Raw genomic sequence first — 22,874 nt, forward strand, 5'->3', positions numbered from 1 at the left:
TGAAGGCGCGTTAAGGCACCTCAGCGCTGGGTTTCGCCGATGGCCTCGGCCGCGCGTGCATCCTGAAGCGTCGCTTGCCGCAGCGCATCGGGAATGCGCTTGGCCCGCCCTTCCGAGACGAAGGCTACCCGCACGGTGGCAGACACCAGCACCTCGCCATCCCGCTTCACCTGCTGCAACAGGGTGATGGACGCGCCGGCCACTTCCTTGGAGAGGGTCACAACCTCCAGCACGTCGTCGATACGGGCCGGCTTGCGGAAGTCGATCTGCATGGAGCGGACGACGAAGTGGAAGCCCGGCGCCTCGGCCGCCGCCTGCTCGAACAGCTCACCCTGGAACACGCCCAAGAGCCGCATGTAGTCGGAGCGGCCGCGCTCCATGAATCTCAGATAGTTGGCGTGGTAGACGATGCCGGAGAAATCCGTGTCCTCATAATACACGCGCACATGCAGCGCGTGGCCGCCGGGGATGAGCCGGCCGGCAAGGGTGAGGTGCGGATCGGACGGGGAGAAGTTGGGGCGCTCGACCATGTCGCCCTCATAAACGAGACCGCGCCCCTTGTGAACAAAGGGCGCGGCTCAAGATGGTCTGGAACCGTCCCACGGCGGCAACGCGCCGCAGGATTTGGATCAGTTGCCGGACGGAGCGTCCGGACCCGGCTCAGCGGGGCGGCTGCGACGGTCGGCCATGAACTGGTCGAACTCCGACTTGTCCTTGGCCTGGCGCAGGCGCTCGAGGAAGTCGCGGAAGTCCTTCTGCTCGTCCTCGAGGCGCCGCAGCGTCTCCTGGCGATACTCGTCGAAGGCGCGGTTGCCGCTGGACGGCATGGTCCGGCTCCAGCGCCCGAAGGCGCCGCGCAGGGCATCCCCACCCTCTTCCTGCCAGCGGCCAAAGCCGCGCTTGGCACCACATCCCATCCGTCCGCTCCCGATGGTGAAGGCCAGGATCGCGAGGCCCAGCGGCCACCAGGCCATGAAGCCCAGCACCGTCAGCGCGATCCACGCCGGTTTGCCGTAACTGTCGAGCTTGTAAGCGAGCTCCATAGCCGCGTTCCCGGTTAATGTTAATAACATTTACATAGATAGGCAAAGGCCCCCGTTTTGTCAATGGCCCGGCCCTTGACGGGCGCGGGACTCAGCTGCCGGAGGGGGCGCCGAGACCTTTCAGATAAATGAGGAATGCGGCCTCAAGTAGCTCATCCGGGCCCATGGGCAGTTTGCGCCGGGCGCTGTCGGCCCGACCGAACAGGGACGCCACCCCATGGGCCAGCGACCAGGTATGGAGCGCCACCATCAGGGCCGGCGGGCGCGCCGGGCCGGGAATGTGAGAGACCAAAACTTCCGCCGCCTCGCGCAGCACGCCGAACGCGCGATTGTTGGCCTGCTGCAAGCCCTCGTGGCCGTCCGCCGGCAAGCCGGATTCGAACATGGCCACATATTCCGCCGGCGCCCGCCGGGCGAAATCGAGATAGGCCCGCCCTACCCGCTCATAGGCGACGGCGGCGGAGGGCCGGCCGTTCTGCCACGCGGTGGTGAGGGCATCGGCCAGCCGCTCGAAACCGACGGCGGCCACCGCCGCCAGCAATTCGTCCCGGTCGCGGAAATGGCGGTAGGGCGCGGCGGCGCTCACACCGGCGCGGCGGGCCGCCTCGGCGAAGGTGACGCCCGCAACGCCCTTCTCCCCGATCAGGTCGAGGGTCGCCTGCATCAAGGCCTCCCGCAGGTTGCCGTGATGGTAGGACCGCGTTTCTCCGTTCCGGGACCAGCTCATGTGAATGTGATGTACATTGACGGCGGGGCCGCGTCGATGGGCATGGAGCCGCCTACTCGCCCTCGTCGAACAGGGGCATGGGCTTGACCACCACCGGCTCCGGCAGACCGAGGTGGCGGAAGGCGGTGGCGGTCAGCATCCGCCCGCGCGGCGTGCGCTGGATGAAGCCCTGCTGCACCAGGAAGGGCTCCACGATCTCCTCGATGGCATCGCGCGGCTCGGAGAGCGCAGCGGCGAGCGTATCCACACCCACCGGGCCACCGCCGTAATAATCGGCGATGACGGTGAGATAGCGCCGGTCCATTGCATCGAGCCCGGCGGCGTCCACCTCCAGCGCCAGCAGCGCCCGGTCGGCCACCTTGCGGTCGATGCGCTCGGCATCGGCCACCAGGGCGAAGTCACGCACCCGCCGCAACAGCCGGCCGGCGATGCGGGGCGTGCCGCGCGCACGCCGGGCGATCTCGGTGGCGCCGTCCGGGGCGATGGCGATGCCGAGCACCCGCGCCCCACGCACCACGATCTTCTCCAGTTCCTCCACCGTGTAGAACTGGAGCCGCACCGGAATGCCGAAGCGGTCGCGCAGCGGCGTGGTGAGCAGGCCCGAGCGCGTGGTGGCGCCCACCAGCGTGAATTTCGGCAGGGCGATCTTCACCGAGCGCGCCGCCGGACCCTCGCCGATGACGAGGTCCAGCTCGTAATCCTCCATGGCGGGATAGAGGATTTCCTCCACCGCCGGCGCGAGGCGGTGGATCTCGTCGATGAAGAGCACGTCGCGCTCTTCGAGATTGGTGAGGATGGCGGCGAGGTCCCCCGCCTTGGCGATCACCGGGCCGGAGGTGGAGCGGAAGCCCACCCCCATCTCCCGCGACATGATCTGGGCCAGCGTGGTTTTGCCGAGGCCGGGCGGACCCACGAACAGCACATGGTCCAGCGCCTCGCCGCGGGCGCGGGCCGCCTTGATGAACACTTCCAGATTGGCGCGCGCCTGCGCCTGCCCCACGAACTCCTTGAGGAGCTGGGGCCGCAGCGTCGAATCGGCGGCGTCTTCGCCGTGCTTCTCGCCCGAGAGGAGGCGGGTGTTCATGGAAGAGGTCTTGCTCCCCTGGGGGCCAGCGACTCGTGCGACTGTAGTGTGCGCCGGCCGGGTACGGAAGGGGAACGCAGGTTCGGCAGGTGGCTCCAACTCTGGCAGCGCGTTGACACACGTGACATGCCGCAACGCCGGCGCGCCGCGACAGGCCTATAATGCGACGTGCTGGCGCTCCGTGCGGGGAAGGCTCCCAACCCAGCCATAGAAAGCCCATGACCCCTAGGGCAAGCGGACCGGGCTTCGTTCCAGGAGGAGCGGCCATGAAGGACCTTCCCCTCGCCGACGTCTACCAGCTCATCGAGCCCGGCCCGGTGGTGCTGCTCACCACCAGCCATCGCGGGCACGCCAACGTCATGACCATGTCGTGGCACATGATGGTGGAATTCACCCCGCCCCTCATCGCCTGCATCGTCTCCCAGGGCGACTTCAGCTTCACCGCCCTGCGTACCACCAAGGAGTGCGTCATCGCCATTCCCGCCGTGGAGATTGCCGACAAGGTGGTGAAGGTGGGCAATTGCTCCGGCCGCGACGTGGACAAGTTCGCCACCATCGGGCTTACGCCCAAGCCCGCCGCCCTGGTGGCGGCGCCGCTCATCAAGGAGTGCTTCGCCAATCTGGAATGCCGGGTGGTGGAGACCCGCCTCGTCAACCGCTTCAACCTGTTCGTGCTGGAAGTGGTGAAGGCGTGGCGCGACCCGGCCCAGACGGCGCCGCGCACCATCCATCACCAGGGCTACGGCACCTTCGCGGTGGACGGGGACACCCTGAAGCTGCCCTCCCGGATGCCGTGAGGAGCCCGAAGGCATTCTCCCCTACTTCGCCAGTTCCTTCAGCCCCAGCCGGATCAGAACTTCGGTCTTGGCCCCCTCCCCCGCCCCACGCAGGGCGGCGGCGATGGCGGCGTTGGCCTGCGGCACGCCATAGCCGAGGTTGACGAGGGCGGAGACCGCATCGGCCGCCGCGCCCCCCTGCACCGGGGCGACACCGCCGCCGCCGAGCTGGGCCACCAGTGGTTCGGAGGCGGAAAAGCCCGGCATCTTGTCCTTCAGCTCGGTGATGATGCGCGTCGCCACCCGCGGCCCCACCCCCGGCGCCCGCGCCACCGTGGCCTTGTCGCCCAGCGCGATGGCTTGCGTCAGCTCCGATGCGCTCAGGGTAGAGAGCACAGCCAGAGCCGTCTTGGTGCCGATGCCCTGGATGCCCTGCAGCAGGCGGAACCAGTCGCGCTCCGCCGCCGAGGAGAAGCCGAACAGGCGGATCTGGTCCTCGCGCACATGGGTCTCGATGAACAGCGCCGTCGCCTCCCCCGCCCGCGGCAGGGCTGAGAGCGTGCGGCCGGAACAGTGCACGAGATAGCCCACGCCATGGACATCGAGGATCACATGGTCCTCCTCCAGCGTGTCCACGACGCCCTTCAGCTTTCCGATCATCACAAGCCTTTCAGGGCTGGAACGGCATCAGGTCACCGCCGCCCACAGGAAGACGAAAGTGGCCAGCGCCCCGAGCCCGGTGCGCACCATGTGCAGCTGGCCCCAATTGGTGATGAGGCGCCGCGTCTCGACGTCGGCCTCGGCCGTCGCCAGCAGGCGCCGGTTCGTGGGCATGATGCCGATGAGGGTATAGGGCCAGTTGGCCAGCATCAGCACCCCGCCGGCGAGCCAGTGCCAGTCCCCGTCGCGGCTGAAGGCGACCGCACCCAGCACCGCGCCGATCAGGGCGAGGGTCGCCTGCATGGCGAAGCCCCGCTTGTAGGAAGGCTTCCATTGCCTGAGCGCCGCCCCGTCGTCGAGCGCCAGCCGCGCCGGCTGCTCCACGGCATTGATATAGAAGGCGGCGCCGGTAAACAGCGCGGCCACGACCAGCGCCAAGTGTCCGATGATCATGCCCGCCCCCCGCGGTGAGAGACACCAGCATTTTCGAGCGAAGGAGATTCCGGTTCGCGTGAAGAAAATGCGGTGAACACAATGACCCGGGACTCTACAGCGCCGCGCGGGCGCGCGCAGCCGCGCCGCGATGATGGGCGTGGGTGACCGCCACCGCCAGCGCGTCGGAGGCGTCCTCGGTCTCGGGCGTGGCCTTGGGCAAAAGGATGCCGATCATCATGCGCACCTGCGCTTTTTCGGCACGGCCGGCGCCCACCACGCTCTTTTTCACCAGAAGCGCGGCGTATTCTGACACCGGCAGCCCCATCTGGGCCGGCGCCAGCAGCACTACGCCGCGGGCCTGCCCCAGCTTCAGGGTGGATGACGGGTTCATGTTGACGAACGTCTCCTCCACCGCCGCCTCCTGGGGGGAAAAGCGCTCGATCACGCCCAGCAGTTCGCGGTGCAGATGGGCGAGCCGCTCGCCCATGGGCGCCTGCTCCGGCGGCAGGATGGTGCCGCAGGCGACAAAGGCGAGGCGGGAGCCGGTGACGTCGATCACCCCCCAGCCGGTACGCCTCAGGCCCGGATCGAGGCCGAGGATGCGAATCGCGTTCAGGTCCATGGCCGCACCGTGGGGGAGGCGCGCCGGCAAGGAAAGGGCAACTCGAAATCCGACACGAGGGGCAACGCGGACGGGCGGCGGCTCACTTCACCGCCGCCGCGGTGCTGGCAAGGCGGGTCGCGCTCTTGGAACGGCCCGGAAGCGAGGCGACCGGCGTGCCTGCGCTCTCCTCCTGCCATTCCGGACGGATCTCGACGATGTTGGCGGCCACGTTCTGCGGCCCGGGAGCGAAGGCAGCCACCGCCTGCTGCGCCTTGGTGAGGGTGGCGCCATCGGCCTCGCGGGCGAGGATGTCGCGCTTGCGGCCGCTGTCGTCATCGCCCTGGACGGCGGCAAGGCTCAGCCACTTGAAGGCTTCGCCTGCATCGGCCGCGACCCCAAGCCCGCGGGCATAGACCACGCCCAGATTGTACTGGCTGTCGCGGAAGCCCAGCTCGGCGGCGGCGCGGAACCAGCGTACCGCGCCTTCCCAGTCCGGCGTCTGCCCGTTGCCGGAGCACAGCAGCATGGCGAGGGCGTGCATGGCCCGCACATTGCCCTGCCCGGCCGCCCATTCATAAAACCGCCGGGCCTCGCCCAGGTCGCGGCCGGCGGATTCGTAAAGTGCGCCGAGGCGGTGCGCGGCCGGGGCGGAGCCGCGCTGCATGGCGAACGCCAGCCATTTCACCGCGGCGTCGGGATCCGCTTCCACGCCCCGGCCCTCCGCATAGCGGCCGGCGACCAGGAAGGCGGCGGCCGGATCGCCGGCACGCGCGGCGGCCTGGAGCGCGGTCGGGCCGATGGCGGCGGGAAGGTCGCCCGCCGTTACGCCGGCCACGGCCGGAGCGGACAGCCGCCGCAGGGCCTGGGTCACGCCCGAGAGCAGGTCCGGCCCGTTGCGCCAGGCCAGGCCCACGGCGGTGCCGGCGAAGACGGTGGTGGCACCGGCGAGGAGCGCGACCATGGCCACCTGCCGCTTGCGGGCGAACAGCCCGGCGACGAACCCCTTTGGCGCGCGCTTGTCGCGCGTCCGGTCCCGGCGGGCACGGCGATCGACGCGAGGGCGCGAATCGACTCCTTCGGACGGGGCCGGGCCGGCCCGGTCGGCGCGGCGGGGGCTCCGGGGCCAGGGCGCGCCGGCAGCGGCATCCGCCGCGTCGGCAGAAAATGACGCTGCGTCGAAAAAGGGCTCGTCCACCTCGGCCTCTGACGAGGCGGCCGGGCGTTCGGCCGTCCGGGGCGCCGGGCGGGGCGCGAAGGTGCCCTCCCCGTCGCGGTCCAGGGCGACGGAGATATCGCGCAATTCATATTCCAGTTCGGCGGCCAGCATCTCGCCGGCGCGGCGCTCGATTTCGTCCTGCCGCGCCTCAAGCGCGGCAAGGCCGCGCTTCAGCCCCACCACGGCGGCGCCGTCGGGATCCTCGGAGACCTTGGCCGCCACTGCGGCCACCGCCTCGGCGGTCGCCACATGGGTGGTCTCCCGCACCTGACGCATCTCGGCGACCATGTGCTGGAGCTGGATCTCGATGTCGTCCAGCCGGTCGAGGCGCGCGTGAGTGTCCCTGAACTGGGCGCTCAGATCGGCAAGGGTGCGCTCCACCGCGTCGGCGAGGGGGGCGATGGCGGCCTTTCCGGCCTCCTCGGCCGCGGCGATGCGCTCGGACAGGTCCGACAGACGCTGCGTCATCTCGGCGCCGATGGTGGGCGACAGGCTGGTGACCTGGCCGGAAATGGTGCTCGACATGGCATCCAGGCGGCGGTGAACGCCTTCGAGCGCGCCCAAAAGCGAGCCTTGCAGGTCCTGCGCGGCCGCCGAATCACCGGCACGGGCGCGGGCTTCCACCTCGATCACGCGGCTGAGCAGGGCCTCGGCTTTGCGCTCGAAGGCGCCGGTGGCCTCGGCGACGCGCCGGACCGTCTCCTCGCCGGCGCCCGCGACAGCCTCGGCGCAGGCCTGAAGACGCTGGGTCAGGGCGTGAAGGGCAGTGGTGTCGTCATGACGCTCGGCGGCGCAAAGCACCAGATGGTGGATCTCCTCCATCTGCCCGGTCAGCCGGGCCACCTCCACCGGGTCCACCGCGCGGGCGGCCATGAGGTCGATCCGGCGCGCCAGGGCGTCGAGGCCGTCCTGAAGGGCGCGCACATGGGCCGGCTCGCGCAGAGCGGCGACCCCGACCCTGATGGCGGCGAGTTCCTCGGCGAAGGCGTGGTCTGCATCCTCGCGCACCGCCCCGGCGGCGCGGATGTCATCCACGCGCCGGCACAGAAGGGTGATGGCCTTGTCCATCTCCTGCACGGCGCGCTTGGGCGCGGCGTTGGACAGGCGATCGCGCAGGGCACTCACCTCGCCGCGCAGGGATTCGATGGTCGAGGCCTGGATGTCGAACACGTCCCAGGCCGGGACATCAGGCATCTCGCTGCGCGTGTCCGCCCACATGGGGGCAGATCCTGCCGCAGCACGCATCCGGGCCGTGCGTTCCGTCCGCTCCATTCGGGCCTCCCCGGGGCACGGGTTGAGAGGTTTCTTATTACCGTGCCCATTCGCGGTGATTCACTGAACAGAGGGTTTCAATTCTTGGTAAATCCGCGGTTAACGTCGCGTCGATTTGCCCCTCTCCGCCGCGCCATGTGGAGCCGGCCGCGCGCCAACGGGCTCCGAGCAGGCGTCCGAGGTGCCGTAACGTCACTGAAGAACCTTCCCGAGAGGGGCTTCAAGCCATTGAGAACGCTATGTTGTAACTGTTACTTTCCCCAACGGTAGCCCGCAAACCCTCCCCACGGCGCCGGCTGGACGGTAAGCCTTGTTTGCGTTGCGGCATGCCGCGACGACGCAATCACGACGCACACCGATGCACACCGATCCAATTTCCCGTGCCGAGCGCCCTGCGGCGGCCGGGGGTGCGAAGGGGACCAGACGTATGGACGCCAAGACCTTCGAGCAGGGGTTCGCGACCCCGGCGTTTCACACCGGCCCGGCGGTCGCGGAGGGCTCTCGCGAGAGCCCTCTCTTCACCATCGGTGACCTTGCCCGCGAGTTCGGCATCACGCTGCGGGCACTGCGCTTCTATGAGGACAAGGGCCTGCTCTCGCCGCGTCGCGACGGCATGACCCGCCTGTATTCGGAAGCCGACCGCCGCCGCCTGACGGTTATCCTGAAGGGCAAGCACCTTGGCTTCACCCTGGCCGAGATCCGCGCCCTGGTCGCCGCCCATGACGGCGAGGAAGCCAGCCTGTCGCTGACCCGCGATCGTTGCCTGACCCAGCTCGCCCAGTTGGAGCGCCAGCGCACCGAGATCGATGCCGCCATCGCCGAGTTGAAGACCATGGCGACCTCCCTCGCCGCCTGATCGAGATCCGGTCAGGTCGCAATGGCCTGACCGTTTCGACCCGACCAAACAAAAAGGCACGGACCGATCAGTCCGTGCCTTTTTGAGTCTGGATCTACCCGCAAGAGCCGCCCCTCACAGGTGGCGTTCCGCCCTCACTCCGCGTTCAATTTGGCGAGCAAGGCTTCGGACAGCTCGAAATTGGCGGTGACGTTCTGCACGTCGTCATTATCCTCGAGGTTCTCGACGAGGCGCAGCAGCTTTTCGCCGGTCTCGTCGTCCACCGCGACGGTGTTCTGCGGCCGCCAGACCAGCGAGGCCTTCTTCGGCTCGCCGAACTTGGCTTCCAGCGCCCGCTGCACTTCCGCAAGGTTATCCGCGGCGCAGATCACCTCGTGGCCGTGCTCGGAGGAGGTGACATCGTCGGCGCCAGCGTCGATGGCGGCTTCCATCATGGCATCCGCGTCGGCCTTCTCGGGGGCGAACTCGATGGCGCCCACCCGGTCGAACATGAAGGACACCGCGCCGGTCTCGGCGAGGTTGCCGCCGGACTTGGTGAAGAAGGACCGCACTTCAGAGGCGGTGCGGTTGCGGTTGTCGGTCAGCGCCTCGACGATGACGGCGACGCCACCGGGCCCGTAGCCCTCGTAGCGGATCTCGTCGTAATTCTCGCCATCGGCGCCCGCCGCCTTCTTGATGGCCCGCTCGATATTGTCCTTGGGCATGTTCTCGGCGCGGGCCGCGAGAATGGCGGCGCGCAGGCGCGCGTTCATGTTGGGATCGGGCAGGCCCATCTTGGCCGAGACGGTGATTTCGCGCGCCAGCTTGGAGAACAGCTTGGAGCGCATCGCATCCTGCCGCCCCTTGCGGTGCATGATGTTCTTGAATTGCGAATGCCCGGCCATGCCGCCACCATTCCTTGAATTTCAATCCCGCGCCCCGCCACTGCAGCGCTGCCCGGACCGATCTGTTGACTGGAGCCGGCCTTATAGGTCCGCGGCAGCCAAAAGCGCAAGAAAGCGGGTGCAGCATGACGCCGGCCCAAGACGCCGGCTCCCGCCTCCCCTTTCGTCAGGCCCAGAAGGCCGGCCGCGCCTCCTCAAGCCCGGCGCCGAGGCGCACGGCGGCAACCCGCACGGCAAGGCCGGTGCGGTCGTCGGTCTCCACCGCCACGCCGGAGAGGGTCCCCGGCCCCGTCGCCGGCTCGAAGCGGCCGGAGGCGAGCTTGCGGGTGAATCGGCGCAGGGGCTCTTCCTTGTCCATGCCGATGACGCCGTCATAGGCGCCGCACATGCCGGCATCTGTCATGTAGGCGGTGCCGCCGGAGAGGATACGGTAATCGGCTGTGGGCACATGGGTATGGGTGCCCACCACCAGGGAGGCGCGCCCGTCACAATGATGGCCAATGGCCTGCTTCTCGCTGGTCGTCTCGGCGTGCACGTCCACCACCACCGCGTCCACCATCTCGCCCAAGGCGGCGCCATCCAGCGCCCGGTCGAGGGCGGCGAAGGGATCGTCCAGCGGATCCATGAACACCCGGCCCATGACGTTCATCACCAGCACCCGCGCGCCGTTCTTGGCTTCCACGAGGGCAGCGCCGCGTCCGGGCGTGCCGGCGGGATAATTCATAGGCCGCACCAGAGCCGGCGCACGCTCGATGAAGACGAGGGCCTCGCGCTGGTCGAAGGCGTGGTTGCCGAGGGTGATGGCGTCGGCGCCGGCGGCGAGGATCTCGCCATAGATGGCCTCGGTGATGCCGAAGCCGCCGGCGGCGTTCTCCCCGTTCACCACCACGAGGTCGAGCTTCCAGTCGCTGACGAGGCCCGGCAGGCGGGAGACGACGCATTCCCGGCCGGGACGTCCGACCACATCACCAAGGAACAGGATACGCATTCAGAGGGGTCCAATGAGCAGCGGGGGCCTTGGCGGGGGCCGGGGCCGGATCAGGCGCGCGGGCCGACGGCCCAAGCTTCGATATCCGTTACCATCATGTCCACCGGCTCGTCATGGGTCTCGACGGGCACCTGATCCACTTCCTGGCACGCAAAGGCAAAGCCGAGGGCGCGCACCGGCCACTGCGCCCGCAGCAGGGCGAGGGTGCGATCGTAGAAGCCGGCCCCATAGCCGATGCGGAAGCCGCGCCGGTCGAAGGCGGCCAGCGGCACCAGAAGCAGCTCGGGGATGATCTCCGGTGCCTCCGGCCCCGGCTCGGGAATGCGGAAGGCGCCCGTGGGGACGAGCGGCGTGTCCTTGTCCCAGCGGCGGAACAGCAGCGGCCGGTCGCGGGCGATGATGACGGGAAGGGCGAGGACCGCGCCGGCGTCGCGCAGGGCACTGGCGAGCGGCGCGGTGTCGATCTCGTCCCGGAATGGCGCGAAAAGGGCGACAGTGCGCCCCTGGACAGCACCCGCGGCGGCGAGGGCTTGGTTTGCGGCCGCGCGGGAGGCCGCGGCGCGGCCCGCCTCGCCCATGGCCGCGCGACGACCGAGCGCGAGGGCGCGCAGGCGTTTCTTTTCGGCGGCGATGTCCATGGAGAGAAGTCGGCTTGTCCAGAAAATGTGCGGAGCCACAGAAGCCGTCGGAGTTCGATCCCGGGAACCTACAACGTAGGTGGGCGCCGTGTGTCCAAGTCCAGGGACGAGGTCAGGGACAGCTCCCTTAAGGATCGATAAGGCCCCGGGGAAATGTCTCCTAACGTGCCCCGCAGCCCCGCCTCACCAATGTAGGCACCCGGCTGCCCGAGCGCCAGCCCCAACAGCGTGATAGGCACTCGCAGACGCTTCGAGAGGCGTGGAAAGGCCCGCATCGGAGGAAACCGAAGGGATCCGCCACGTTCGGCCCCCGTGCTAACCCGCCATTAAGCCTGTTCGTGCACAGCTTCCTGCGTGCCGCGAAACTTTCGCACCGCAGCACGAACCGGCTGGCCCGTCAAAGTTTGGACAGACTCGCTCGCTCAAAGAGCCAGCGAACTTCGAACGGGTGTCCGGCCGAGACGTTTCCGAGCGGCAGCGCGCCGCCCCGGGAGCCTGAGGCTTTGGGCCAGGCGCATGCCTGGCACCCGAGCGCAGAAGCACCTCTTCCGTACGGGAGGGGCAGCGGAGCCGAGAATGACTGATTTGACACGCCGTCCCGGCATCGTGTCCCGCCTTCGCCCCGTGCCGCTGGCCGCGGCGGGCCTCGCCGTGGCGGTGGCTCTGCTGCCCGTGGCGGGCTTCGCGCAGGACCTCTCCCAGGCCCCGCTGGCGGCGCCCTCCACCGACATCTCCTTCCTCGGCCTGTTCCTGCAGGCCCATTTCGTCGTGAAGCTGGTGATGATCGGCCTCATCACCGCATCCATCTGGGTGTGGGCCATCATCATCGACAAGTCGATGCTGTTCTCCCGCAACAAGCGCGAGATGGACCGCTTCGAGCAGGTGTTCTGGTCCGGCCAGAGCCTGGAAGACCTTTACCGCACCCTGGCCGGGCGCTCGAACCAGGGCATGGCCGCCATCTTCGTCGCCGCCATGCGGGAGTGGAAGCGCACCTATGAGGGCAGCGCCCGCTCGTTCGCCGGCCTCAACCAGCGCCTCGACAAGGTGATGAACGTGACCATCGCCCGCGAGGTGGAGCGGCTCGAATCGCGCCTGCTGGTGCTGGCCACCGTGGGCTCGGCGGGGCCGTTCATCGGCCTGTTCGGCACGGTGTGGGGCATCATGACCTCGTTCCAGTCCATCGCCGCCTCCAAGAACACCTCGCTGGCGGTTGTGGCGCCGGGCATCGCCGAAGCCCTGTTCGCGACTGCGATGGGCCTCATTGCGGCCATCCCCGCGACGATTTTCTACAACAAGTTCATTTCCCAGACCGGGCGTCAGGCCCAGCGGCTGGAGGGATTCGCGGACGAGTTCTCCGCGATCCTCTCGCGCCAGATCGACGAGCGGGGCTGATCCATGGGCATGGCGGGAGGCGGAGCGGGAGGATGGCAGAGCCGGCGTTCGCGCCGTCGCGCGCCGCCCGTGATGGCCGAGATCAACGTGACGCCCATGGTGGACGTCATGCTGGTGCTGCTCATCATCTTCATGGTGGCGGCGCCGCTCCTGACCGTGGGCGTGCCCATCGACCTGCCGCAGACGCAGGCCAATGCGGTGAACCAGGACAACAAGGAACCCATCACCCTCTCGGTGAAGGAAAACGGCCAGATCTTCCTCGGCGACAGCGAGATCAAGTACGAGGATCTGGTCTCGAAGTTGCAGGCAGTGACCCAGGCCCGCGGCGGCTTTGACGAGCGCGTCTTTGTACGGGGCGACAAGAAGGCGAACTACGGGGCAATCATGCGGGTCATGGGGCGCCTGTCCGGCGCGGGCTTCAAGAAGGTGGCCCTGGTCACCGAAGTGGAACAGGGAGGCTGACGGGCCGATGCGCGCGGGGATTGCGGCATCGACGCTCCTGCATGCGGGCGTCCTCGTTCTGACCCTGGTGTCCTTCACCGGGGCGAAGCCGTTTGAGCCCGTGACGGAATCGCTGCCGGTGGATGTGGTCTCCATCTCCGAATACACCAAGCTCACCAAGGGCGCCCGCAACGCGCCGAAGTTGGACAAGCCCAAGCAGATTGCCGAGAAAGTGGGCGATCCCACCCCGGTCGAGGACGCCAAGCTGAAGGCGAGCGAAAAGGCGCCGGTGGAAGCCACCGCTCCGCCCCCTCCCCCGCCGCCGCCGCCCCCCAAGGTGGAGCCGTTGCCGAAGGACGCCGCGCCCGCGAAGGTGGAGCCCTCCCCGCCCAAGGAACAGGCGGAGCTGGCCCCCAAGCCCGAGCAGAAGAAGCAGGAGCAGCCCAAGGACGAGGCGAAGACCGAGGCCGCCGCCGCGCCTTTGCCCCCGCGCAAGCCGGCGCCGCCGAAGGAGCAGCCCAAGCCGGTGGAAGCCAACGCGGCGCCGAGCGAGTTCAACACCGACCAGATCAAGCAGTTGCTGGACAAGCGCGCCCCGTCCCGCCAGGTGGCGAGCGCGGAGCAGGTGTCCACCACCTCTTCGCTCGGCTCGCCGCGCGGTGAGGGCCAGCAATTGACCGCCAGCGAGATCGACGCCTTCCGGCGCCGGGTGATGGAGTGCTGGTCGACGGACGGCGGCAATCTCGACCGCAACATCCGGGTGGACGTGAACATCTACCTCAACAAGGACGGCACGGTCGCCGGCGCGCCCCAGATCGAGCCGGGCCAGCCGGGGTCCGGCCAGCCGGCGTTCCAGGCCTACGCCATGAACGGCATCCGGGCGATCATGGCCTGCCAGCCCTACAAGATGTTCCGGCCGGAAACCTACGCCAACTGGAAGACCCTTCCGATCACGCTCAACGACAAGCTGTTCAGCCGCTGATGCCGCGTCCGGACGGAGCACAGAGGCTCCCGATCGAGATGGCGGCGCGCGGCGCAGCGCATGGAAAACGAGGGATATAAATGAACGGGTTCGGACGGCCGGCCATGCTCGGGATGGGACGCCGGGCATTCATCAAGACCGGACTTGCCGCCGCGAGCCTCGCCGGCCTCGGCTCCGGACTGGGTGCGGGCACGGCGGGTGCCGCGCAGCCGCGCATCGACCTCACCCCCGGCGCCTTCAAGCCCATCCCCATCGCCATCACCGACCTGCTCGGCGAGCCAGAGATCGGCCGCAACATTTCCGGCGTCATCACCGCGGACCTGCGGCGCTCGGGCTTGTTCGCGCCCATCGACCCCAAGGCGTTCGTGGAGCAGATCACCAATCCCGATACGCCGCGCTTCCAGGACTGGCGCGTCATCAACGCCCAGGCGCTGCTCACCGGCCGCGTCACGAGGCAGGCGGACGGGCGCTTCCAGGTGGTGTTCCGGCTGTGGGACGTGTTCGCCGGCCAGCAGCTCGCCGCCCAGCAGTTCGTGGCCCAGCCCGACAACTGGCGCCGCATCGCCCACATCATCGCCGACGCCATCTATGAGAAGATGACCGGCGAGAAGGGCTATTTCGACACCCGCATCGTGTTCGTGGACGAGAGCGGGCCGAAGGAGCGGCGGGTGAAGCGCCTCGCCATCATGGACCAGGACGGCGCCAACGTGAGCTACCTCTCGCGCGGCGACGGCCTCGTGCTCACCCCGCGCTTCTCGCCCACCAGCCAGGAAATCACCTACATGTCCTACGGGGCGGGTGACCCCAAGGTGTTCCTGCTCAACATCGAGACCGGCCAGCGCGAGATCGTCGGCAACTTCCCGGGCATGAGCTTCTCGCCGCGCTTCGCCCCGGACGGACAGCGGGTGATCATGAGCCTGCAACAGGGCGGTAATTCCAACATCTTCGTCATGGACCTGCGCTCGCGCGCCACCACCCGCCTCACCGACACCGCCGCCATCGACACCGCCCCCTGCTATTCGCCGGACGGCCGGCAGATCTGCTTCGAGAGCGATCGCGGTGGCACCTCGCAGATCTATGTGATGAATGCCGACGGTTCCGGCGCGCGGCGCATTTCCTTCGGCAATGCGCGCTACTCGACGCCGGTGTGGTCGCCCAAGGGCGACTGGATCGCCTTCACCCGCCAGGGCGACGGGCGTTTCGCCATCGGCGTCATGCGCACCGACGGCTCGGGCGAGCGCGTGCTCACCGAGGGCTACCACAACGAGGGGCCGACGTTCGCGCCCAACGGCCGCGTCATCATGTTCTTCCGCGATCCGGGCGGCGCCTCCGGGCCGTCGCTCTATTCGGTGGACGTGACCGGCTACAACGAGCAGCGCGTCCCCACCCCGAGCTACGCCTCCGACCCCGCCTGGTCGCCGCTGCGCTCCTGAGGACGGCGGCGACCGTCCGCCGCTTCTCCCGCCTCGGAGAGTGGAGGGCATTGGGGACGAACGCCCGGCGGCGGGATTGCGGAACCATCCGCCCCCACCCTGCCCTCCCCCGCGTGCGGGGGAGGGTTCACCAGCATGCGGGAACCCGCAAGCGGCCTTTCCACCTGATGCAGCCTAGCCCCTCACCCGCGTGCGGGGGAGGGATGGGGAGGGGGCCAAACGGACGGGCAGCCGCCCCCGCCGGCGGGATGGCCGAAGCCGCCCGCACCCGTTGCCCGCGCAGCGCTGTCCTGCACCCCCGCCGCTTGACGGCCACGCCGCGGGCGGGCACACGCTCACCCAACCCTTTCCCCGGCCGCAGGCCCCGGCGACACGCGCGCCGGCCGCGGCCCGATTTTCAGGTTTCCTCATGATCCGCACGCCGCTCATCACCGTCATGGTCCAGGCCGTCCGCAAGGCGGGCCGGGCGCTCGCCCGCGACTTCGGCGAGGTAGAGCAGCTTCAGGTTTCCATGAAGGGGCCGGGCGATTTCGTCTCCGCCGCCGACCGCAAGTCGGAGGAGACGCTCCACGCCGAGCTGCTGCGGGTGCGGCCTACCTACAGCTTCCTCATGGAGGAAAGCGGCGCGGTGGAAGGCGCCGACACCTCCAACGTGTGGGTGGTGGACCCCCTCGACGGCACCACCAACTTCCTGCACGGCATCCCCATCTTCTCCATCTCGCTGGCGCTGGTGCGCAACGGGGTGCCGGTGGCGGGTGTCATCTTCAATCCGGTGATGGACGAGCTGTACGTGGCCGAGGCCGGCCAGGGCGCCTATCTCAACGACCGCCGCCTGCGGGTCGCTGGCCGCAAGAAGCTGGCCGACAGCGTGGTGTGCTGCGGCCTGCCCCATCTCGGCCGGGGCGACCATGCCAAGTTCAACCGCGAGCTGGAGAAGGTACAGGGCCAGGTCTCGGGCCTCCGCCGCACCGGATCTGCCGCCATCGACCTCGCCTGGGTGGCCTCGGGCCGCTTCGACGCCTTCTGGGAGCGCGACCTCTCGGCATGGGACATGGCGGCGGGCATCGTGATGGTGCGCGAGGCGGGCGGCATCGTCACCGACCTGTCGGACGGCGACAAGATGCTGGACAAGGGCTCCGTCATCGCCGGCAACGAGATCATCCGCTCCGACCTCATGCGCCTGCTGAAAAGCGCCTGAGCGCGACGCAGTCCCCGCTTCACGCAATGCCCGGCCCTGTGCCGGGCATTGTCGTTTGAAGCGCCCCCTCACCGCCGGGCGAACAGCTTCTCCACATCCTTCAGCGACAGGGTGACGAAGGTCGGCCGGCCGTGGTTGCACTCGCCGGCGTTGGGCGTCTCCTCCATCTCGCGCAGCAGGGCGTTCATCTCCTCCACCTTCAGGCGCCGACCCGCGCGGACGGAGCCGTGGCAGGCCATGGTGGCGGCCACGTGGAGCAGGCGCCGCTCCAGCGGCAAGGCGTCGTCCCATTCGGCGGCGTGCTCGGCGAGGTCGGTGACGAGACGGGTCACGTCCGCGTCCTTCAACAGCGCCGGTACCTCCCGTACCAGCACCGCGCCGGGACCGAAGCTCTCCAGCACCAGGCCCAGCGCGGCAAGGTCGGCGGCGCGCTCGGTGAGGCGGTCGGCATCGGCGGGGTCGAGGTCCACCACCGCCGGGATCAGCAGCCCCTGCCGGCCGACGCCGTCGCGCGCCAGCGCCGCCTTCAGCTTCTCATAGACCAGGCGCTCGTGGGCGGCATGCTGGTCCACCAGCACCAGGCCCTCGCGGGTCTGGGCGACGATATAGGTCTCGTGCAATTGCGCCCGCGCCGCGCCCAGCGGCCGGTCGAGGTCGACGGCGGAGAGGGGCGCGGCATCGGCACGCGCGTCCGCCGAGGGTTCGGCGATGTCGAGCCGTGCCTGCTCCTCCTCCCCCAGCCCGGATGGCATCGGCCGGGCCGGAGACTGGCGCCAGTCATAATCCAGGGCCGGCGCCGGCCGGAAGCCCGCGAAGGCCCCGCCGCCGGGGGCCGTGAACGGCGCGGCGGGTGGGAACGAAGGCCGCGCCGCCAGCTCCGGCGTGCGAGCCAGCGCCACCAGCCGGTCGGCCATGGTGCCGGCGGTGGAGGGGATGCGCGCGCCCAGCGCATCGGACAGGGTGCGCACGATGAGCGCGCGCACATTGCCGCCGTCGCGGAACCGCACCTCGGTCTTCGCCGGGTGCACGTTCACGTCCACGTCGCGCGGGTCGAGGCTGATGAACAGCGCCAGCACCGGATAGCGGTCCGACGGCAACAGGTCGGCATAGGCCGCGCGCACCGCGCCCATCAGCAGCTTGTCGCGCACCGGTCGGCCATTCACGAACAGATATTGGCTGAGCGAATTGGCCTTGGAGAAGGTGGGCAGGCCGGCGAGGCCCTCCAGCACCACGTCGTCGCGGATGCCATTGACCGCCACCACATTGCGCCCCGCCTCCGCCCCCAGCACGTCGGCGAGGCGCGCGGCGCGGCCCTCCTCGTCATCGGCACGGGCCGGGAAGGTCACCGCCGCGCGCTCGTCGGTGACGAGGGTGAAAGCCACGTCCGGCCGCGCCAGCGCCAGGCGGCGCACCACGTCCGCCGCCGCCGCGCCCTCGGCCCGGTCGGATTTCAGGAACTTCAGGCGGGCCGGCGTGGCATAGAACAGGTCCCGCACCTCCACCCGCGTACCACCGCCCAGCGCGGCCGGGCGTGGCGGCGTGACCACCCCGCCGTCCACCCGCACCTCGAAGGCGTGGGCCGCATCCCTAGGCCGGCTGGCAATGGAAAGGTGCGCCACCGACCCGATGGAGGGCAGCGCCTCCCCCCGGAAGCCCAGGGTGGAGATGGACAGGAGGTCTTCGCCAGCGAGCTTGGAGGTGGCGTGGCGCTCCACGCACAGGGCGAGGTCATCCGGCCCCATGCCGCTGCCGTCGTCGCTGACCCGCACCAGGCGTCGGCCGCCGCCCTGGATCACCACCTCGATGGCGTGGGCGCCGGCATCGAGCGCGTTCTCCACCAGTTCCTTCACCACGGCAGCCGGCCGCTCCACCACCTCGCCAGCGGCGATGCGGTCGATGAGCACGGGAGGCAGGCGGCGGATGAGCATGGCGGCTTGGGTTACGATTCGGGATCGGCGATCTTAAGGCCCCACGGCGGCCGCGCGAAGCCGGCGACGGATCCTCTCCCAATGGGCCACCGGAGCCAGAAACAGAGCGAAGCTTGCTTTGCCGGCCGCTTGGCCTAAATCTGTGGGAAGAGAAATTTCGTGAGCGGCGGCGCGAAAGGCGCAGCCTTGAAGGCGTGACCCATGAATTATGTTGAGGCGGCCAACGCGCCGCTGCGCAAGACCGGCCATATCAAGCTCTACGGGCCGGAAGGCTTCGAGGGCATGCGCAAGGCCGGGCAACTCACCGCGCAGGCGCTCGACGCCGTGGCCGACATGGTGGCGCCCGGCGTCACCACCGACGCCATCGACCGCCTGATCTACGAGTTCGCCCTGGATCACGGCGCCTATCCGGCGACCCTGATGTATCGCGGCTACCGCTTCAGCGTGTGCACCTCGGTGAACCACGTGGTGTGCCACGGCATGCCCAATGCCCGCCCCCTGCGCGAGGGCGACATCGTCAATGTGGACGTGACGCTGGTGCTCGACGGCTGGTATGGCGATTCGAGCCGCATGTATCCCGTTGGCGCCATCCCGCGCCGGGCCGAGCGTCTGCTGGAGGTCACCTACGACGCCATGATGCTCGGCATCGCGGCGATCCGCCCCGGCGGCCATGTGGGTGACATCGGCGCCGCCATCCAGGATTTCGTGGAGCCGCAGCACATGAGCGTGGTGCGCGACTTCTGCGGCCATGGCGTCGGCCAGGTGTTCCACGACGAGCCCAATATCGTGCACGTGGGCCGACGCGGCGAGGGGCCGAAGCTGGTGCCGGGCATGATCTTCACCGTGGAGCCCATGATCAATCTGGGCCGCCCTCACGTGAAGGTGCTGTCTGACGGCTGGACCGCCGTCACCCGCGACCGTTCCCTCTCGGCCCAGTTCGAGCACGCGGTGGGCGTGACCGAGACCGGCGTCGAGATCTTCACCCTGAGCCCCAAGGGCTACCACCAGCCGCCCTACATCTCCGCCTGAGGAAGAGCCGGACACGCTGATGGCCGAGGCGCCGGAAGACGGCCTGAACGAAGCGCCCCATTTTCATGGGCACCGCGACCGTCTTCGCGCGCGCTTCCGCGAGGCGGGGTCGCAGGCTCTCGCGGATTATGAGCTGCTGGAACTGGTGCTGTTCCGGGCCGTGCCGCGGCGGGACGTGAAGCCCTTGGCCAAGGCGCTGGTGGACCGCTTCGGCTCCTTCGCCGAGGTGGTGGCCGCGCCGGTGCCCCTGCTCGCCGAGGTTCCGGGGGTGAAGGACGCCATCATCACCGAGCTGAAGGTGGTGGAGGCGGCGGCCCAGCGCCTCGCGAAAGGACAGGTGAAGCGGCGGCCGGTGCTGTCGTCCTGGAGTTCGGTGATCGACTATTGTCGCACCGCCATGGCCTATGCCGACCGCGAGCAGGTGCGTGTGCTGTTCCTCGACAAGCGCAACCAGCTTATCGCCGACGAAGTGCTGCAGACCGGCACCGTCGACCACGCTCCGGTCTATCCCCGCGAGGTGGTGAAGCGGGCGCTGGAGGTCTCCGCCTCCGCCATCATCCTCTGCCATAACCACCCGTCAGGGGACCCGACGCCATCGCGCGCCGACATCGACATGACGCGCAAGATCATCGACGTGGCCAAGCCCCTGGGCATCGAGGTGCACGACCACATCATCGTCGGCAAGGACGGTCACGCCAGCCTGAAGGGGCTGCGGCTGATCTGACGCGGTCAGAACACACCACTTGCGGGATGAAGTGAAGCCGCTTCGGAGCGCGGGGGCGTTCTAGCGTAGAATAGCATGTACATCGGCGGGGCGGCTTCGCGCCCGCGATTGTCAGAATTCGCGCCAGAAGCAGGCATGGGCTTGGCCGCGGGATCCGGACGTTCAGCAGGCGCCCCCCTGAACGCGGACCCACACGGCGTTGCATCCCAGGGAGCCGCCCGCCGCTCCATCTCCTCGGCATTGGTGAGCACCAGTTGCGACAGGCCGAGTAGGGTCTGCGCCACCGGCAACACCATGCGGGTGCCATTGACAGGCTCATATTTCGTGTTACTTAATGTAACTCGAAATGGAGTTGATCATGGCGGCGAGGCCCTATCGGCAGGTGGCGCGGGAGAGCGCGGTGCGCGGCACCGAGCAGCAGATCGTCGAGGCCTTCGCGACGCTGATGGAGACGCGCTGGTTCGACGAGGTCACCCTGGACGAGATCGCCGCCGCAGCCGGCACCACGCGCCAGACGGTAATCCGCCGCTTCGGCAACAAGGCCGGGCTCTTGAGCGCGCTCGCGGCGCAGCAGGACAGCACGATCCGGACGCATCGCTGGCAGTACGCGCCAGCCGACCTCGCTGGCATCATCGCCGTCCTCATTGCCGACTACGAGCGCAGCGGCGATCTGGTGGTGCGCACGTTGAACCAGGAGGATCGCATTCCCGAGTTCGGCGCGGTTCTGGACCAGGGCCGCCGCGGCCACCGGGAATGGATCACGGACATGTTCCGCCCGTGGCTCGACAAGCGCGAAGGCGAACGGCGGGACGACCTGCTCGCCGAGCTTCTGGCGGTGACGGACGTGTGGGTCTGGCACCTCATGCGTCGTCGGCAGGGCCACGATGCCGAGCGGACGCAGCGCCTGATGACGCAGATCGTGGAGCGGCTGCTCCGCGAGGAGTGAAGGGCGCCGGCGCCCGAACGCCGGCATATAAGGAGGATGGAGATGGAACCCACACTGGCCCCCACGGGCCGGCTGCGCATCGTCGTGGCCGGATGGGAGGGCGGCGGCAACGTGCCGCCGACAATTGCCGCCGTCGAGGCGCTCTGCGCCCGCGGCCACGACGTGACCCTCGTCGCCGACGATTCCATCGCCAGCGACGCACGGGCGACGGGCGCGCATTTCGTGGGCTGGAAGCGGGCGCCGAACCGGCCCGACCGCTTGGCTGCGAGTGCTCCGGTACGTGACGACGAGTGGCCCGATCCGTTCGCCGTCATGGCGGCCTGGTCCGAGCGGATCTTCCTCGGCCCCTCCGAGGCCTATGCGCGCGACCTCATCGATGTGATGACAGTGCGCCCGGCCGACGTGCTGGTCGCCAGCGACCTGCTGTTCGGCAGTGTGCTGGCGGGGGAGGTGGCGCAGATCCCCACCGCGGTCCTTGCGCCCAACGTCTCCCTTTCCCCGCTGCCGGGACATCCCCCGTTCGGTCCCGGCTTCCTTCCGGCCGCGAGCACCGCCGACCATGAGCGCGACCGTGGGGTCGCCGGGGCGGTGGAGGCGTTGTGGAACGGCTTCCTTCCGCACCTCAACGCCGCGCGCATGTCGCTGGGACTGAAGCCGCTCGCCCGCGTGTTCGACCAGATGCGCGCGGCCGATCTCCAGTTGCTGGCGACGAGCCCGGCCTTCGATTTTCCCGTCGCCGGGCTTCCCGAGGGCGTGCGCTACATCGGGCCGCTGCTGCGTGAACCGAGCTGGGCCGCGGGGAGCGGGGAGGATTTCGAGGGGGCGGCGGGGCCGCGCGTGCTGGTCTCGTTCGGCACCACGGAACAGGGACAGGGTGCCGTGCTGGCCCGCCTCGTGGAGGTGCTCGGCGCCCTGCCGGTGGAGGCGATCGTAACGCTCGGCGACATGCTCGAAGCCTCCGACCTTCCGGCCCGTCCCAATGTGCGGATCGTCGCGTCCGCCTCCCATGAGGCGATCCTGCCGCGGGCGACCCTGGCCATCACCCACGGCGGGCACGGCACCACCCTGCGCGCGCTCCGGCACGGCGTGCCGCTGCTGGTCCTGCCCATGGGCCGCGACCAGAACGAGAATGCCGCGCGCGTCGAATATCGCGGCGCAGGCCTGAGGCTAGACCCGGCGAGCGACGCCGGCACCATCGCCGCAACCATCTGCCGGCTGATCGATCAGCCCGCATTCGCGCAGAATGCGCGCAGGATCGCAGATGCCCTGCGTACCGAGACGCCGGCGCGCGAGCGCTTCGTTGCGGAGATCGAAGGCCTCGCGGCCCGACGTCAGGCGCGTCCGATCTGCGCGGCCTGACGCAGCCGCCTCCTACGTTTCCCATTTCTTGTGGTCGTGACCTCCGCATTCCCCCGCGGCGGAGGAACGAGGAGCCGTGCCCCGGCGTGGACGTGATCCGCGCCGGGGCACGCTCACCAGCCGCGGTTCTATTCCGGCCCGGGGGAAGAGTTGGCCGTGGAGAGCGTTGTCGCTGCGAAGGAGGCCACCAGAGGGGGCTCGGTCATTGACCCGTGGCACGCCGCTCGGCTTGTTCGGCGGCATCAGCTTGATGGAGGTT

Annotated in this window: 23 protein-coding genes and 1 other RNA gene; 11 read left to right on the forward strand and 13 right to left on the reverse strand. The window is 69.2% G+C overall.

Features of this window, described 5'->3' with window-relative positions:
* Nucleotides 1-20: 20 nt before the first annotated feature.
* The 4 genes from ybgC to ruvB all read right to left on the reverse strand — a co-directional run bounded on the left by ybgC (nucleotide 21) and on the right by ruvB (nucleotide 2,854).
* Nucleotides 21-530 (reverse strand): tol-pal system-associated acyl-CoA thioesterase, encoded by a 510-nt coding sequence (gene ybgC, locus FZ033_RS04425; RefSeq protein WP_149574933.1) that lies wholly within the window; start codon nucleotides 528-530, stop codon nucleotides 21-23.
* A 99-nt stretch (nucleotides 531-629) separates the two neighbouring features.
* Entirely contained in the window at nucleotides 630-1,043 is a 414-nt protein-coding gene (locus FZ033_RS04430; protein ID WP_149574934.1) for a DUF2852 domain-containing protein, read from the reverse strand.
* Nucleotides 1,044-1,134: 91 nt separating this feature from the next.
* Entirely contained in the window at nucleotides 1,135-1,770 is a 636-nt protein-coding gene (locus FZ033_RS04435; protein ID WP_149574935.1) for a TetR/AcrR family transcriptional regulator, read from the reverse strand.
* Between the two features lie 52 nt (nucleotides 1,771-1,822).
* Nucleotides 1,823-2,854: a Holliday junction branch migration DNA helicase RuvB gene (gene ruvB, locus FZ033_RS04440; protein WP_149574936.1), complete on the reverse strand. Its 1,032-nt coding sequence runs from the start codon at nucleotides 2,852-2,854 to the stop codon at nucleotides 1,823-1,825.
* 266 nt (nucleotides 2,855-3,120) lie between these two features.
* On the opposite strand from ruvB, the gene FZ033_RS04445 reads away from it, so the two are divergent.
* The gene (locus tag FZ033_RS04445) at nucleotides 3,121-3,651 is read left to right on the forward strand and encodes a flavin reductase family protein (protein WP_149574937.1); all 531 of its coding nucleotides are present in this window, start codon (nucleotides 3,121-3,123) and stop codon (nucleotides 3,649-3,651) included.
* Between the two features lie 21 nt (nucleotides 3,652-3,672).
* Here the strand turns inward: FZ033_RS04445 and ruvA are convergent, their stop codons facing one another.
* The 4 genes from ruvA to FZ033_RS04465 form a co-directional block, all read right to left on the reverse strand.
* The gene (gene ruvA / locus FZ033_RS04450; RefSeq protein WP_149574938.1) at nucleotides 3,673-4,290 is read right to left on the reverse strand and encodes a Holliday junction branch migration protein RuvA; all 618 of its coding nucleotides are present in this window, start codon (nucleotides 4,288-4,290) and stop codon (nucleotides 3,673-3,675) included.
* A 27-nt stretch (nucleotides 4,291-4,317) separates the two neighbouring features.
* Complete coding sequence (locus FZ033_RS04455; protein ID WP_149574939.1) at nucleotides 4,318-4,743, reverse strand: DUF1772 domain-containing protein; 426 nt, start codon at nucleotides 4,741-4,743, stop codon at nucleotides 4,318-4,320.
* Between the two features lie 94 nt (nucleotides 4,744-4,837).
* Nucleotides 4,838-5,347: a crossover junction endodeoxyribonuclease RuvC gene (gene ruvC / locus FZ033_RS04460; RefSeq protein ID WP_149574940.1), complete on the reverse strand. Its 510-nt coding sequence runs from the start codon at nucleotides 5,345-5,347 to the stop codon at nucleotides 4,838-4,840.
* 82 nt (nucleotides 5,348-5,429) lie between these two features.
* The gene (locus tag FZ033_RS04465; protein ID WP_149574941.1) at nucleotides 5,430-7,763 is read right to left on the reverse strand and encodes a tetratricopeptide repeat protein; all 2,334 of its coding nucleotides are present in this window, start codon (nucleotides 7,761-7,763) and stop codon (nucleotides 5,430-5,432) included.
* Nucleotides 7,764-8,244: 481 nt separating this feature from the next.
* Between FZ033_RS04465 and FZ033_RS04470 the strand changes: the two genes are divergently transcribed.
* A complete protein-coding gene (locus FZ033_RS04470) occupies nucleotides 8,245-8,673 on the forward strand; it encodes a MerR family transcriptional regulator (RefSeq protein ID WP_149574942.1) in 429 nt (142 codons plus the stop codon).
* A 134-nt stretch (nucleotides 8,674-8,807) separates the two neighbouring features.
* Here FZ033_RS04470 and FZ033_RS04475 read toward each other — a convergent pair whose 3' ends face one another.
* The 4 genes from FZ033_RS04475 to ssrS all read right to left on the reverse strand — a co-directional run bounded on the left by FZ033_RS04475 (nucleotide 8,808) and on the right by ssrS (nucleotide 11,365).
* Complete coding sequence (locus tag FZ033_RS04475) at nucleotides 8,808-9,557, reverse strand: YebC/PmpR family DNA-binding transcriptional regulator (protein WP_149574943.1); 750 nt, start codon at nucleotides 9,555-9,557, stop codon at nucleotides 8,808-8,810.
* Nucleotides 9,558-9,723: 166 nt separating this feature from the next.
* The gene (locus tag FZ033_RS04480) at nucleotides 9,724-10,545 is read right to left on the reverse strand and encodes a TIGR00282 family metallophosphoesterase (RefSeq protein ID WP_149574944.1); all 822 of its coding nucleotides are present in this window, start codon (nucleotides 10,543-10,545) and stop codon (nucleotides 9,724-9,726) included.
* Nucleotides 10,546-10,595: 50 nt separating this feature from the next.
* Nucleotides 10,596-11,183: a 5-formyltetrahydrofolate cyclo-ligase gene (locus FZ033_RS04485; protein ID WP_149574945.1), complete on the reverse strand. Its 588-nt coding sequence runs from the start codon at nucleotides 11,181-11,183 to the stop codon at nucleotides 10,596-10,598.
* 28 nt (nucleotides 11,184-11,211) lie between these two features.
* A non-coding RNA gene (gene ssrS, locus FZ033_RS04490) (6S RNA) lies at nucleotides 11,212-11,365 on the reverse strand.
* Between the two features lie 394 nt (nucleotides 11,366-11,759).
* Between ssrS and tolQ the strand changes: the two genes are divergently transcribed.
* The 5 genes from tolQ to FZ033_RS04515 all read left to right on the forward strand — a co-directional run bounded on the left by tolQ (nucleotide 11,760) and on the right by FZ033_RS04515 (nucleotide 16,629).
* Nucleotides 11,760-12,575, forward strand: a complete 816-nt coding sequence (gene tolQ, locus FZ033_RS04495) for a protein TolQ (protein ID WP_232847325.1) — start codon at nucleotides 11,760-11,762, stop codon at nucleotides 12,573-12,575.
* A 3-nt stretch (nucleotides 12,576-12,578) separates the two neighbouring features.
* Nucleotides 12,579-13,037 carry a protein TolR gene (gene tolR, locus FZ033_RS04500; RefSeq protein WP_138399736.1) on the forward strand — a complete coding sequence of 153 codons (459 nt, stop codon included), beginning with the start codon at nucleotides 12,579-12,581 and terminating at the stop codon, nucleotides 13,035-13,037.
* A 7-nt stretch (nucleotides 13,038-13,044) separates the two neighbouring features.
* On the forward strand, nucleotides 13,045-13,998 hold the full coding sequence (locus FZ033_RS04505; protein ID WP_149574946.1) for a cell envelope biogenesis protein TolA: 954 nt from the start codon (nucleotides 13,045-13,047) through the stop codon (nucleotides 13,996-13,998).
* 80 nt (nucleotides 13,999-14,078) lie between these two features.
* Nucleotides 14,079-15,431: a Tol-Pal system beta propeller repeat protein TolB gene (gene tolB, locus FZ033_RS04510; protein WP_149574947.1), complete on the forward strand. Its 1,353-nt coding sequence runs from the start codon at nucleotides 14,079-14,081 to the stop codon at nucleotides 15,429-15,431.
* 409 nt (nucleotides 15,432-15,840) lie between these two features.
* Nucleotides 15,841-16,629: an inositol monophosphatase family protein gene (locus FZ033_RS04515; protein WP_149574948.1), complete on the forward strand. Its 789-nt coding sequence runs from the start codon at nucleotides 15,841-15,843 to the stop codon at nucleotides 16,627-16,629.
* A gap of 68 nt (nucleotides 16,630-16,697) precedes the next feature.
* Here FZ033_RS04515 and mutL read toward each other — a convergent pair whose 3' ends face one another.
* Nucleotides 16,698-18,557: a DNA mismatch repair endonuclease MutL gene (gene mutL / locus FZ033_RS04520; RefSeq protein WP_149574949.1), complete on the reverse strand. Its 1,860-nt coding sequence runs from the start codon at nucleotides 18,555-18,557 to the stop codon at nucleotides 16,698-16,700.
* 201 nt (nucleotides 18,558-18,758) lie between these two features.
* Here mutL and map point away from each other — a divergent pair, with 201 nt between their 5' ends.
* From map to FZ033_RS04540, 4 genes are all read left to right on the forward strand, one after another.
* Complete coding sequence (gene map, locus FZ033_RS04525) at nucleotides 18,759-19,586, forward strand: type I methionyl aminopeptidase (protein WP_149574950.1); 828 nt, start codon at nucleotides 18,759-18,761, stop codon at nucleotides 19,584-19,586.
* A gap of 19 nt (nucleotides 19,587-19,605) precedes the next feature.
* On the forward strand, nucleotides 19,606-20,310 hold the full coding sequence (radC, locus tag FZ033_RS04530) for a RadC family protein (RefSeq protein WP_149574951.1): 705 nt from the start codon (nucleotides 19,606-19,608) through the stop codon (nucleotides 20,308-20,310).
* A gap of 358 nt (nucleotides 20,311-20,668) precedes the next feature.
* Nucleotides 20,669-21,256 (forward strand): TetR/AcrR family transcriptional regulator, encoded by a 588-nt coding sequence (locus tag FZ033_RS04535; protein ID WP_149574952.1) that lies wholly within the window; start codon nucleotides 20,669-20,671, stop codon nucleotides 21,254-21,256.
* 42 nt (nucleotides 21,257-21,298) lie between these two features.
* Complete coding sequence (locus FZ033_RS04540; protein WP_149574953.1) at nucleotides 21,299-22,615, forward strand: glycosyltransferase; 1,317 nt, start codon at nucleotides 21,299-21,301, stop codon at nucleotides 22,613-22,615.
* Nucleotides 22,616-22,874: the final 259 nt, after the last annotated feature.

Source organism: Xanthobacter oligotrophicus, from assembly GCF_008364685.1.
Taxonomy (GTDB): Bacteria; Pseudomonadota; Alphaproteobacteria; order Rhizobiales; family Xanthobacteraceae; genus Xanthobacter; species Xanthobacter oligotrophicus.

Bases quoted from the DNA above. Each gene is read 5' to 3' on its own strand.
- ybgC (WP_149574933.1), bottom strand. From the start codon at position 530: ATGGTCGAGCGCCCCAACTTCTCCCCGTCCGATCCGCACCTCACCCTT.
- FZ033_RS04430 (WP_149574934.1), bottom strand. From the start codon at position 1,043: ATGGAGCTCGCTTACAAGCTCGACAGTTACGGCAAACCGGCGTGGATC.
- FZ033_RS04435 (WP_149574935.1), bottom strand. From the start codon at position 1,770: ATGAGCTGGTCCCGGAACGGAGAAACGCGGTCCTACCATCACGGCAAC.
- ruvB (WP_149574936.1), bottom strand. From the start codon at position 2,854: ATGAACACCCGCCTCCTCTCGGGCGAGAAGCACGGCGAAGACGCCGCC.
- FZ033_RS04445 (WP_149574937.1), top strand. From the start codon at position 3,121: ATGAAGGACCTTCCCCTCGCCGACGTCTACCAGCTCATCGAGCCCGGC.
- ruvA (WP_149574938.1), bottom strand. From the start codon at position 4,290: ATGATCGGAAAGCTGAAGGGCGTCGTGGACACGCTGGAGGAGGACCAT.
- FZ033_RS04455 (WP_149574939.1), bottom strand. From the start codon at position 4,743: ATGATCATCGGACACTTGGCGCTGGTCGTGGCCGCGCTGTTTACCGGC.
- ruvC (WP_149574940.1), bottom strand. From the start codon at position 5,347: ATGGACCTGAACGCGATTCGCATCCTCGGCCTCGATCCGGGCCTGAGG.
- FZ033_RS04465 (WP_149574941.1), bottom strand. From the start codon at position 7,763: ATGTGGGCGGACACGCGCAGCGAGATGCCTGATGTCCCGGCCTGGGAC.
- FZ033_RS04470 (WP_149574942.1), top strand. From the start codon at position 8,245: ATGGACGCCAAGACCTTCGAGCAGGGGTTCGCGACCCCGGCGTTTCAC.
- FZ033_RS04475 (WP_149574943.1), bottom strand. From the start codon at position 9,557: ATGGCCGGGCATTCGCAATTCAAGAACATCATGCACCGCAAGGGGCGG.
- FZ033_RS04480 (WP_149574944.1), bottom strand. From the start codon at position 10,545: ATGCGTATCCTGTTCCTTGGTGATGTGGTCGGACGTCCCGGCCGGGAA.
- FZ033_RS04485 (WP_149574945.1), bottom strand. From the start codon at position 11,183: ATGGACATCGCCGCCGAAAAGAAACGCCTGCGCGCCCTCGCGCTCGGT.
- tolQ (WP_232847325.1), top strand. From the start codon at position 11,760: ATGACTGATTTGACACGCCGTCCCGGCATCGTGTCCCGCCTTCGCCCC.
- tolR (WP_138399736.1), top strand. From the start codon at position 12,579: ATGGGCATGGCGGGAGGCGGAGCGGGAGGATGGCAGAGCCGGCGTTCG.
- FZ033_RS04505 (WP_149574946.1), top strand. From the start codon at position 13,045: ATGCGCGCGGGGATTGCGGCATCGACGCTCCTGCATGCGGGCGTCCTC.
- tolB (WP_149574947.1), top strand. From the start codon at position 14,079: ATGAACGGGTTCGGACGGCCGGCCATGCTCGGGATGGGACGCCGGGCA.
- FZ033_RS04515 (WP_149574948.1), top strand. From the start codon at position 15,841: ATGATCCGCACGCCGCTCATCACCGTCATGGTCCAGGCCGTCCGCAAG.
- mutL (WP_149574949.1), bottom strand. From the start codon at position 18,557: ATGCTCATCCGCCGCCTGCCTCCCGTGCTCATCGACCGCATCGCCGCT.
- map (WP_149574950.1), top strand. From the start codon at position 18,759: ATGAATTATGTTGAGGCGGCCAACGCGCCGCTGCGCAAGACCGGCCAT.
- radC (WP_149574951.1), top strand. From the start codon at position 19,606: ATGGCCGAGGCGCCGGAAGACGGCCTGAACGAAGCGCCCCATTTTCAT.
- FZ033_RS04535 (WP_149574952.1), top strand. From the start codon at position 20,669: ATGGCGGCGAGGCCCTATCGGCAGGTGGCGCGGGAGAGCGCGGTGCGC.
- FZ033_RS04540 (WP_149574953.1), top strand. From the start codon at position 21,299: ATGGAACCCACACTGGCCCCCACGGGCCGGCTGCGCATCGTCGTGGCC.